Genomic DNA, 11,543 nt, shown 5'->3' on the forward strand with positions numbered 1-11,543 from the left:
CTGCGATACGGGAGAATGTACCGCAGGCGGCCCGCCTGCCCCGTCGTTCCCGCTCTGGGGCTGGATCGCCATCGCGTCCGGTGTTGTGTCGTGGCTGCTGGCGTGGACGCGCTTCGGCTGGATGGAACCGTTTCAGCGCTATACGTTCACGCCGCAATGGATCGCCTACATCGTGGCGGTCAACGCGCTGACCTACCGCCGCACCGGGCGCTGCCTGCTGACGCACGAAACGAAGTTTTTCCTTTGGCTGTTTCCGCTGAGCGCCGTCTTCTGGTGGTTTTTCGAATACCTCAACCGCTTCGTGCAAAACTGGTGGTACACCGCCGGAACCGGGTTTTCCCCGCTGCAATATTTTATCGCCGCCACCCTCCCCTTCTCCACCGTCCTGCCCGCCGTGCTCTCGACCGAGGAAGGGCTCTCCGCCCATCCGCGCACCAGCGCCGGACTGGAATTCAGAACCATCGTCTGGTGCACCCGGCCCAAAGCCCTTGCCTGGGCCACGCTGGTCGTTTCGGCGGCGGGACTCTTTTTCATCGGCCGGTTCCCGGACTATTTCTTTCCGCTGTTATGGGTCGCCCCGCTGCTGCTCCTGATCGCTTTCCGGACGCTGCAAGACCGGCCGCCGTTCTTCCCGGAACTGCGGCGCGGCGACTGGCGGCGCGTTTACCGTCTGGCCCTCGCCGCCCTCATCTGCGGCTTCTTCTGGGAACTGTGGAATGGGCACAGCTTGGCCAAATGGATCTACGAAGTTCCCTTCGTCCACCGCTTCCAGCTTTTCGAGATGCCGCTGCTCGGCTACGCGGGCTACCTCCCGTTCGGCCTCGAATGCGCCGTCATCGCCGACCTCATCCGCAGAAAGGATCCATGAAAAAACAGTACCCGCTCCTCCTCGCCGCCGGCCTGATGCTCCTGGTCCATGCGCTCTTCTCCACGGCGCCGCTGACCCGGTTGCTGCAGATGCCCTCCGGCGCCCTGGCCGCGCTCGGCATCGGCTGCCCCGTTTCGTTCAGCGCCGACATGGTACACATCCATGCCCGGCCGGAGCTGACCGTCAGCAACGCCTGTAGCGGGGTTCGGCTTTTCGCCATACTGGTCGGCCTCGGCGGCGGCTACTGGTGCGGACGCCATCCCCGCCGCTGGCTGGCCCTGTTGCCGTTGGCCTATGGCGTCACGTTGTTCAGCAACTCCGTTCGCATCGTGATGGTCTGGCATTTCCGCCGGATCTTCGAAAGCGTTCTCCCCGAATGGCTCCACGAGTTCGCCCATCTGGGCATCGGCACCGTCTGGAGCCTCACCATCATCGCCGCCCTGCTCTACGCAAGCTCCCGCCCCCCAAAACCGTTGAAGGAAACCAATCCATGAAACCATTCGAAAAGATCAACCCGGTCATCAAAGCCAACCCCCTGATGATCCTCCTGACGATGCTGGTGCCGCAGCTGCTGCTCCTGCTGTTCCGCGCGCGCAACCTCTACCTGATCCGCGAGGCGATCGGCGAACACCGCACCCTGATTCTCGCCAACTATATCGCCGTGCCGCTCCTGCTGGGTGCGCTCGCCCTTGCGATGGTGCGCTGGAGCCAAAAGAAAAAACGCGACGTGCCGCGCCTGCCGATCCTCGGATTCTTCCTGCTGCAAACCGCCGGCCTCGTCGGGTTCCTGTTGTCGATGAAACACCTCGTCCCCGACGGCGTCGACGAATGGATCGTTCCGATGGGCTCCTTCCTGATGGTGCAGCTCGCCGCCACCATGCCCGGCCTTTTCTTCGGCCTGATCTGCTCCGCCAACGTCCGCTGGTTCAACACCACGTTGGCCAACATCGGCGGCAGCATGGCCCTGTTCCTCGGCGCACCGTTCTTCCTCTTCATGATCGGCAACACCTTTCCCCTATGGCGCGCGCCGGAGCTGTTCGTGATTTCAATCTTCGTTGCCGGCACCTTGATCTGCGCCTTCGCGTTCCTGCAAATCCTGCTATGGCTCTCGGGCAAAATGAAAGGCGGCTGGCTGGCAACCCTCGTGTTTGCGCTGGTCTTTCCGATCGGCGGCCTGTTGCTGAACAGCAAGATTCCATTCCCGGCCGACCTGCAGCACTGGGGCTTCTATACCCTCGCCATCGCCAACGGCCTGGTCCTGCTTTGGGGAGGCCTCCCCTCGGCCAAGGCAAACGCGGTCTGCTTCTGGATCACCGCCTTCAGTTATCCCTTCACCTGCTACTTCTTCTTCCTCTTCCTCCCCTTCCTGCCGTTCTCGATCGTTGCGATGATCGCCGTGGGCACGGGCTTCCTGATCCTGACGCCAACGCTGCTGTTCATCCTGCACACCCGCCGGCTGGCGTTGCAGCTCGGCGCGCTGGACCAACGCTTTTCCAAGGCGCGGCTCGCCGCCGGTTTCCTGACGGCGTTCCTGCTGGTGCCCGCGTGCTATGTCGGCCGCGCCTACCACCACCGCCACGTCTTCTTCAAAACCCTCGACCGCGTCTATGCCGCGGCGCTCGACGACCCGGCGCCGATGCCCGCGCCGCGCACGGCGGCCTATGCGCTGAAAAAGCTGAAGGACAGCAAAACGGGGGTCTATGTTCCGATCCTTTCCGAAACCTACAACCGCATCGTCTTCGGCGGCATGGTGCTGCCCGACTCCAAGATCAAGCAACTCGAACAACTCCTGCTCGGCGAAACCGATAGCGACTGGAATCCCGCCGCCGATTTTTCGTTCTATTCCTTCTTTACCGGACAAGCCGCCCGCACCTCCGGGCGCCTTCTCCCTCCGACAACTCGCAAGGTATCCCTGTCGGATGTCGAATGCTCCGCCGAAACCCGCGGCGGCGAAACCGAGGCCACCATCTTGCTGACCATGGCCAACACGACCCAACGCCAAGGCGAATTCGTTACCGACGTCACCCTCCCCGACGGCGTCTTCGTTTCGGGCTACGAATTGAAGATCGGCGACGAGATGGTTCCCGCGCGCCTCTCCGACCGCAAGGCCGCGATGTGGGTCTACCACATGATCCGCGACCGCGCGCGCCTCGATCCGGGCCTGCTGGTTTACACCGGGCCCAACCGCCTGCGTCTTAGCGTCTTCCCGTTTTCATCCCACGAAGAGCGGCAGTGCGCCATCCGCTTCCTCTACCCCGAAGGCTCCTCCCCCGCAATCGACATCGGCGGCCAAGCCGTCGCCCTGCCCGCCGGCGAACCCGCCGTAACCCGGGTAACGACCGCCGCCGGGCGGCAGGCCCTTTGCATCCCGGCGCAACTCGCGCAAGAGATGAAGGGCGTCTTCCGCCGCGTGGAGAAGGTGCCGCTGGCCGGAACCGACGAGACGCCCGGCTACTGCGCCGAGTGGGATGTGAAGCGCGCGCTGCTCGACTACTGGAACTCGGGCGATGCCCAGCTGGAAACCGTGCCGTGGTTCGTGACGGAAACGGATCAACCGCTGGTCGAGTTCGACCAGGCGGCGTGGTGGCTCCCCCCGATCCCCGACGGCGGATGGAGCACCCACGCACCGGCCAAAATGGAAGTGCTGCCGTTCATCTACGGCGAGCAGGTCCGCGTCATCCCGAAGCAACGCGGCGGCACGGTGGTGTTCGACGGAAACGGAACCCTCGAATTCCCCGCCAACGCAAACCTCGGCCCCGACGCCCGCTATGCCAAGGCGATCGACCTCTGGCAGGATTGGTGGCAGACGCAGCTCCACCCCGAACAGGAGGCGGCCCTGCGCAAGGAGCTGCTGCTCGCCGCGCGGCAGATCAATATCCTGATCCCCTCCACCGCGTTCCTCGCCGTCGAAACCGCCGCCCAGCAAAAGGCCCTCAAGGCCGCCGAGAAAAAAGCGCTGGCCAGCCACGGAACCCTCGCCTTCGACGAGTTCGAGGAAGAACCCGTCATCGACTCCCCCGAGCCCGGCTTCCTCCTGCTGATGCTCCTCGTGCTGCCGCTCTTCCATTGGCGGTGCAACCGCATCAAACGGCCGCCCCTCGCATAGCGCCGGTTACCACATTTTTGTGCCGAACCGAACATATCTGTCGCCTCCGGCCGCCGACGGGCCCGCCGCCGCGCCGCGCCATTTCCACATCCCCTTCCGCCACCGTCGCTTACACCGAGCGCCGCATTTAATGGCATAGCTCGTGCAGTTACTGCGCGACTTTTTGTTTGGTTCCGCCGGAGCGCGGAACCTGAGGATGCAACAAACAGGAGAGAGAGATGCAATTAAGCAAGAAGGTGGCCTTTGCGGCCACTTTCCTGGCAGGCTTGTGCCTGTCGGGAACAGCGATGGCCGCGGACGGAGACGCCGCGGGGGAACTGGCAAGTTCATCGAACACCCTTTTCATTCTGCTCGGCGCAGTGATGATTCTTGCCATGCACGGCGGCTTTGCTTTCCTTGAGGTTGGTTCCGTCCGCCGCAAGAACCAGGTGAACGCGCTCAACAAAATCATCTGCGAGTGGGGCTTTTCCACGATCGTCTATTTCCTGATCGGCTATCCGCTGGCGCGCGGGATTTCGTTCCTGATTCCCGTCGAAGAGATGGCCGCCGACCACGGCTTCGAGTACGTGAAGTTTTTCCTGTTCCTCGGCTTTGCGGCCTGTATTCCCGCCATCATTTCGGGCGGGGTTGCCGAACGCGCCAAGTTCTGGACCAACTCGCTGGCGGGCGGCATCTTTGTCGGCCTCGTCTATCCGCTGATCGAAGGCGCGACCTGGGGGCGTTTCAGCAACGGCCTCAGCGGCGCCGAGGGCTGGATGGCCAATACGTTCGGGGCCCCGTTCCACGACTTTGCCGGGTCGGTGGTCGTTCACGCCACGGGCGGCTGGCTGGCGCTTCCGGCCATCATGCTGCTGGGCGCGCGCCTCAAGCGCTACGATTCCAACTCGATCAAGGTTAGCTCGATCCCCTTCCTCGCGCTGGGTAGCTGGATCCTGATCGTCGGCTGGTTCGGCTTCAACGTCATGAGTGCGGGCAACCTGAACGCCGTCTCCGGCCTGGTCGCCATGAATTCGCTGATGGCAATGGTTGGCGGAACGATTGCCGCCATGGCGATCTCCAAGAACGATGCGGGCTTTGTTCACAACGGCGCGCTGGCCGGGCTCGTTGCCGTCTGCGCGGGGTCCGACCTCTACCACCCCGTCTGCGCGGCGGTCGTCGGCGCGTTTGCCGGCGGCATCTTTGTCTTTATGTTCGAGATCGAAACCGAAAAATGGAAGATCGACGACGTCCTCGGCGTGTGGCCGCTGCACGGCATCTGCGGGGCCTGGGGCGGCATTGCCGCAGGCATCTTCGGCCAGAAGGCGCTCGGCGGATTGGGGGGCGTCTCGTTCTTCTCGCAGTTGATCGTTACCGCCGTCATCGTCACGTTCTGCCTGCTGGCCAGCACGCTGGTTTATGGACTGCTGAAGATCACCGTCGGCATCCGCCTCGGCCACCACGAAGAGCTGCGCGGCTCCGACTTGACCGTACACATGATCGAAGCCAACCCCGAAGAGGCGATGTAGGAAACGTTTCAGGTTTTCAGTTTCAGGACGCCGCTTAAAACCCAATCCCTTAAAAACCGAAACCACGCTTGAAAGGAATCTATTATGAAAATGATTATTGCCGTGATCCAACCCGAGAAGCTCGACGATGTGAAGGACGCGCTCTTCCACGCCGACGTATGCAAAATGACGGTCAGCCGCGTGCGCGGATGCGGAACCCAGATGGGCTTCACCGAGCACTACCGCGGCCAGGTCCGCTCCGTCAACCTGCTCGAAAAAGTCCGCATCGAAATCGCCGTCAACGACGAGTTCGTCGATGCCACCGTCCGCGCCATCGTCAAGGCCGCCAAGAGCGGAAACATCGGCGACGGGAAGATCTTCGTGATGCCGATGGACGAATGCATCCGTATCCGAACCAGCGAAACCGGAACCGATGCCATCGGCTAGCCAACGGCCGCGCGAAAAAAAAGGGCGGCCCGTGGGTCGCCCTTTTTTTTCCTCAACCGAACCACTATTTTTTGGTGGGGGTGATGGCGTCCTTGGCCGCTTTTGCGAGGCGGAACTTGAGAACGGTCTTGGCGCTGATCTTGATGGTTTCGCCGGTGGCCGGGTTGCGGCCCATGCGGGCTTTGCGCTTCACTTTGATCAGCTTGCCGATACCGGGAATCGTGAATCCTTCAGCGGATTTTGCGCCCTTGTAGGCTTGCGTAACCAGAGATTCCAAAGCGGTCTTGGCCTGAACCTTGGTAATGCCGGCGTCGTCGGCGATCTTTGCGATGATCTGTGTTTTGGTTACTGCCATGCTCTTTCTCCTTTGAGTTTGCGACTTTCTCACTAGCGTCCCCCCGACTCCTGCCGGAACCGACTCTAATTGATAAAGTTGTAAGAGAAAGAAACCGATTCTACAAGCGATAAAACGGTTCAGGGCCCTGTTTTTATTGGTCCCTCAAGCGCGTGCCGGCACCTCCGGTCCTAGCTGCGGGTCACCTGCAATCCGGTTTCCGAAAGCGCGAACTCAACGAAGCGCGCGCCAGCGTTGGGCGGGTTGGTTTCGAGCTGTTCGCGGATGCGGATGGCGGCGTCGGCATCGTTGGCGATCATGAAGAGATAGCCCCCGCCCCCGGCACCCAGCAACTTGGCGGCCGCAAGATCGTCGGCCACGAAATCGAGGATTTCCTGGACCGCTGCGGGATTGGTGCCGCTGTCGAGCCGGCGATTGAGTTGCCAACTGCGGTTCACCGTTTCAACAAAGGCCTCGAAGTCGTCGCGCTGGATGGCGTCGTGGCAGAACTCGGCGGCGCGGGCGATGTCGTGGAGGGTTTCGAGCCGCGAGCCGGAGTTGAGAAAAATACCGCGGACGATCTCGCCGAGGATATCGTGCGCGACGCGGGTGATGCCGGTGTAGTAGAGCAGCATGCGCGCCTTGGCGGGCCCTTGGAAAAAATGGCCGGGCAGCCAACGGACGATCGGCAACTGTTCGAGGCCGGGCACCGTCCGCACCAGCTTGATGCCGGGGAAGACGCCGCCGACCTGGTCCTGCCATCCGCCGCCGCTGGTGAGCATCTGCTCGAGCGCCAACGTCCGCTGCGCAATCTCGACCTTGTCCCACTTGAGGCCGCCGAGATCCGACAGCACCCCCAGCAGGGTTGCCGCGAGAATGCTGCTGGTGCCCAGGCCGGATCCTTTCGGGATGGCGGCGAGCATCGAGATTTCCACCCCGCCGCCCATGGCCGCGAGCTGTTCGTCGAGCGTCTCGTAGATCCCGCCGTTGAAGTCGGGATGGAAACCGGAAATCGCAAAGGCGGCGCGGGCGAGGGCAAAGCCGCTGCCGAGCTTGTCGTAGGCGCGCACGTCTTCGTAGCCGTTCAACTGCTCAACCAATCCGAGGTCAATGGAGCGGATGGACAGGACGAGCTCTTCCGTCCGGCGCGCAAACACCTGGATCGGCGGCTGGCCGTTGAGCTCCACCGCAATGTTGAGCACCGAACCGCCGTGCTCCAAACTGTAGGGCGGCGTATCGGACCAGCCGCCCGCAAAGTCGAGCCGCACCGGGCAGCGCCCCCAGACAATCTGGTCGGCCAGCAGCGTGCAACGGGGTTCGACCGGGTTCTGCTTGTAGCGATCCACGATCAGGTCGCGCAGCACCCGGAAGGCTTCCGTCTCGCGCAATGCCCACTGGTCGTCGCCGCGGCGGCGGCGAACGGCGGCGCGGAACATGCGGTCGTGCAGGGCGATCAACGGGTTGCGCAGGCTCTCAACCTCCAGCAGCGCCGGCAACTCGTGCGGGCTATCGGCATAGAGGGCGGAGGTGGCTTCGAGATCCAGTTTGTAGAACACGCTGCGCTCCGCGTGGTTTGCCATGACCGGGAGGGCATCCTTGCGTAGCGCGTTGCGCCGTTCGTACATCTTGCGCAGGTTGGCCTGCTGACCCAGCTGGCGCGCCGACTTGCGCTCGGTTTCCAGCCAAAGCCGCTTCCATTGGTCCGAGGCTTCCGGCTCGGCGGCGAACATCCATTTCACGAACGCGGGATCGAACGCATCCAGCACCGGAAAGAGCGGCGCCACCTGCAAATCGGTCGAAGGGTCGATTCCGGCCTCGTCCAACGAGAGGCCGCGTTGCTCGAGCCACCGGCCGAACGGGCGGTTGATCCACTTCGTGGCGGGGTTGCCGAGCTCGCCGCGGAAGGCATCGGAATAACCATAGACGCGCAGGGCGGTCTTTGCTTCCAAATCGACGAAATCGAGGCAGACGCTGTCTTCGAGCTCCAGGGTCCACTCGTTTTTCGGCACCCCGGTCAGAATGTTTTCGGAGGCGATTTTCCAGGTGGCGGGGATATGGCTGTTTTCCACCCAGAGCGAATCGTTGGCCTGCCGCCGCAACGGGGCCTCGAAAACGCAGTTCTGCACGAACTGGCGCGGTTGCGCCAGCATGGATACGGCCCCGAGCTTGGTTTGGTCGGAGACCAGGTTCTGCAGTTCGTAGAGCGACTGGAGCATGTCGCCGCACGTGCCGAAGTGGTAGAAGCCGGCGTCGGGCAGCGGCACCACGGCCGTCGTGAGCGCGCCCACCTCCGGATCGTTTTCAACGGGGTCCGCGCCCAGGTTCAGCGCCCAGCTGCCGTAGAGGTCGTAGGTGTCCGGCACGCCGTGGGCGAAGGCCTGCTTCTGCGCATCCCACCCGCTCTTCTTCATCAGGCAATCGACCGCCCGTTCGCTCAGCAGCCAAATGCCGACATCGATCAAGAAGGCGCTATCGCGCGATTTGGCGCGGATCGTATCCGGCGTGGGCTTTTGCAGGAAGGTCACGAGTTTTTCCGGCGTGGCCGGATCGCAGAACATCACGCCGAAGTTTTGCGCCTCTTCCGGCGTGACCCAGAGGCCGAAAAAGACGACGTCCGCATCCGGGATGGGCGGCAGTTCGCCTTCGAGGCGGACGAGCACATCGCCGCTGGCAACCATCACGCGCGCATTGGCCGAGGCCGCCTTGGCCATGCTTTGCAAGGTGGGTTCCGCCAGATCGAGCAGGGTTTGGTCGAGCCGCTGGCCGAGCGCCCAGCGGTAGACGGGCATCGGGATAAAGAGTTTGCCGGGGGCGGCATAGGGCGGCAGGCGGCGGCTTTCTCCGCCGCCATGCATGATCAGCTTGCCGTTTTCCATCAGCCAACCGGAGAACGATTCCGTTCCGGATTCCCGCCACGCCTGCTCCAGCACATAGGCCGTGCCCCCGCCCGATCCAAGCTGCCGGCCGGGCGGATCGAAGGTGGCGAAAGAGCGCGCGGCCACGCCGGGCTCGCAGTCGGACAACTGACCGCACATGTTCGGCGGCAACGAGAGCAACAAATCAAAAGAGGGGTACGATTTCATGCTCGGACGTTAGCAGACCCGACAGGAATTACAACCGCCGGGAACCGCCATTGACCGGGAAAGCGCAACGCAGACTCCGAGACTACGAAAACATGCCGTTCATGAGGGCGGATCCCATTTCATCGACGCTGTCCATCTGCTTCGAGGATTCGAGCAGGTCGGTCAACGAGAGCAGTTCTTCGAGCAGGATCATGCGGGCGACGTGCTGGCTGGCGCGCGGCACGTTGATGATCAGCTTGCTGCCCTCTTCGACCAGCGTGAAGGCGATATCGTCCTTGAGCACGCGGTAGGTCGGTTCCTCCGTGTGCAGATGGTGCACGAAAAATTCTTCGTCCTGCAGGGCGTGGATAAAGCGGTTGAGCAGGAATTCGGCGATGTCGCGCGACGGGAAGTCGAGTTCGATGGCCTCGATGTCCTCGCCGCCGCCGACCATCTCCTTGCGCAGGCCGGAGCCGCCTTCGAACGATTTCACCAGAAGCGGCGGCGCCATCATGGTGGTGATGACGGTCATCATGATCGAGACGCCGAAAATCCCTTGGTCGATGATGCCGCTGGCCAAGCCAATGCCCGCGACGATCAGCGCGACCTCGCCGCGCGGCAGCATGCCGAGGCCGATGCGCAGCGAGCCGCGCAGGTTGAACTTCATCAGATAGGCCGGCACCCCGCAACCGACCACCTTGGACAAGATCGCAAGAATGGAGTAGGCCGAGCCGAAGAGCAGCACAGGCTTCATGGCGGCAAAGTCGACCATCATGCCCATCACGCAGAAAAAGATCGGCACCAGAATGTTATAGACGCCCTGCAGGTGGTGTTCGATTTCCTGCGAAAGGTCGGTGCGCGAGAGCGCCAGCCCCATGATGTAGGCCCCGATGATCATGGCCAGTCCGGCCATTTCGGCCAGTGCGGCCAGCAACAGCGCCAGCCCGAAACAGACGGCCACCATCATCTCGCGCGAACGGAACTGCTTGATGGCCCCCGTAATCTTGCGGGCGAAAACCAGGCCCAACGAAGTGACCACCACGAAAAACCCAATCGCCTTGAGTGCAATGAGCCCGATCTCGCCCCAGTTCACTTGCCCGCCCCCGAGGCTGACCTTCGCCATCCCCATGACAATCGCCAGCGTCACAATGCCGAACACATCGTCGAACACCGCGCCGGCGAGAATGGTCACGCCTTCCGGCGAGGCCATCTTCCGCTTTTCGGCCAGGATGCGCGCGGTGATGCCCACCGATGTGGCCACCGAAATCACGCCGAGGAACAGCGCCGCCGGATCCATGAACGAATCGATGCCGTTGCCCGGCCAGAGCACCGCGCACAGATCGCCCAGCACGAACGCGGCGACCAGGCCGCCGAGACCGACGAACGAGCCGACGACGGAATAGCGCAGGAAGGCCGAGAGGTCGGTCTCCAGCCCCGCCAGAAACAGCAGGATGATCGAGGCCAGCGTGGCGATGCCATAAAGCTCGGCCGACGCCGCAAAGCCCATGTGCTCGGAAAAGAGAATTCCCATGCCGGGGAAATCGATGCGGCCGCCCAGTGCATAGGGGCCGATCAGCATGCCCGAAGCCAGCTCGCCCAGTACCGACGGCATTTTGAGGTACCGCTGGAAGACGAAACCGCCCACCTTCGCGAAAATAATGATGACCGCCAGCTGCAGAATCAGAATCATCATCATGTGGGTGATGCTGTGGCTGCTCACGGTAACGTGTTCGCCGGTCGGATGAACTTCCAGCGCGGCGGGATGCGCGGCAGGAACCGCGGCGGCATGCGCGGCGGAAGCTTCCGCGGCCAGGACCGTGCGTTCCGCATGCTCCGCCGTCGCGGTTTCGGCAAAACCCGCCCCCAGAGGCGCGACGGCAAGCAGGAGAGCAACAAGGGCGGTTCGGAACATGGTCTATTTTCCTGTCAGGGTTTCGTAGATCTCGCCATGCGTCTTGGCTTCCAGCAGCTTTTCGCGTTCGGCCGGTTGGCTGATCAGGCGACTGACCTCGGCCAGGAACTGGATGTGCGGGCCCGCGCGCTTCGTCGGCGACAACGTCATGATGAAAATCGTGGCGGGTTCCCCATCCATCGAATTGAAATCGACCCCGGCCTTGTTAAGCCCCACGGCGGCCACCAGCCGCTTGATCGAATCGGTCTTGCCGTGCGGAATCGCCACCCCGTTCTGCATGCCGGTCGACATCTTGCCCTCGCGTTCCATAACCGCTTCGAGCACGGCCTC

The 11,543-nt window shown here is 62.8% G+C and carries 9 protein-coding genes; 5 read left to right on the forward strand and 4 right to left on the reverse strand.

The window, feature by feature from the left end; translation table 11 throughout:
- The 5 genes from ABYO54_RS07475 to ABYO54_RS07495 all read left to right on the forward strand — a co-directional run.
- Positions 1-868, forward strand: an 868-nt coding sequence (locus ABYO54_RS07475; protein ID WP_372807625.1) for a hypothetical protein, incomplete at its 5' end; no start/stop codon positions are given.
- Positions 865-1,362, forward strand: a complete 498-nt coding sequence (locus tag ABYO54_RS07480; protein ID WP_372807626.1) for an exosortase/archaeosortase family protein — start codon at positions 865-867, stop codon at positions 1,360-1,362. The genes ABYO54_RS07475 and ABYO54_RS07480, both read left to right, overlap by 4 nt.
- Complete coding sequence (locus ABYO54_RS07485; RefSeq protein ID WP_372807627.1) at positions 1,359-3,974, forward strand: MSEP-CTERM sorting domain-containing protein; 2,616 nt, start codon at positions 1,359-1,361, stop codon at positions 3,972-3,974. Before ABYO54_RS07480 ends, ABYO54_RS07485 begins: the two co-directional genes overlap by 4 nt.
- Before the next feature lie 287 nt (positions 3,975-4,261).
- Complete coding sequence (locus tag ABYO54_RS07490) at positions 4,262-5,479, forward strand: ammonium transporter (RefSeq protein WP_372807633.1); 1,218 nt, start codon at positions 4,262-4,264, stop codon at positions 5,477-5,479.
- Positions 5,480-5,563: 84 nt separating this feature from the next.
- A complete protein-coding gene (locus tag ABYO54_RS07495; RefSeq protein ID WP_372807628.1) occupies positions 5,564-5,905 on the forward strand; it encodes a P-II family nitrogen regulator in 342 nt (113 codons plus the stop codon).
- A gap of 64 nt (positions 5,906-5,969) precedes the next feature.
- Here the strand turns inward: ABYO54_RS07495 and ABYO54_RS07500 are convergent, their stop codons facing one another.
- The 4 genes from ABYO54_RS07500 to ABYO54_RS07515 all read right to left on the reverse strand — a co-directional run.
- A complete protein-coding gene (locus tag ABYO54_RS07500; protein WP_372807629.1) occupies positions 5,970-6,260 on the reverse strand; it encodes an HU family DNA-binding protein in 291 nt (96 codons plus the stop codon).
- Positions 6,261-6,430: 170 nt separating this feature from the next.
- A complete protein-coding gene (locus tag ABYO54_RS07505; RefSeq protein WP_372807630.1) occupies positions 6,431-9,322 on the reverse strand; it encodes a bifunctional fucokinase/fucose-1-phosphate guanylyltransferase in 2,892 nt (963 codons plus the stop codon).
- An 82-nt stretch (positions 9,323-9,404) separates the two neighbouring features.
- Positions 9,405-11,213, reverse strand: a complete 1,809-nt coding sequence (locus ABYO54_RS07510) for a cation:proton antiporter (protein ID WP_372807631.1) — start codon at positions 11,211-11,213, stop codon at positions 9,405-9,407.
- Between the two features lie 3 nt (positions 11,214-11,216).
- Positions 11,217-11,543: PTS sugar transporter subunit IIA (locus ABYO54_RS07515; RefSeq protein ID WP_372807632.1), on the reverse strand; the 327-nt coding region annotated here is incomplete at its 5' end.

It is taken from the genome of Pontiella sp. (assembly GCF_041622395.1).
In the GTDB taxonomy this organism is placed as follows: Bacteria; Verrucomicrobiota; Kiritimatiellia; order Kiritimatiellales; family Pontiellaceae; genus Pontiella.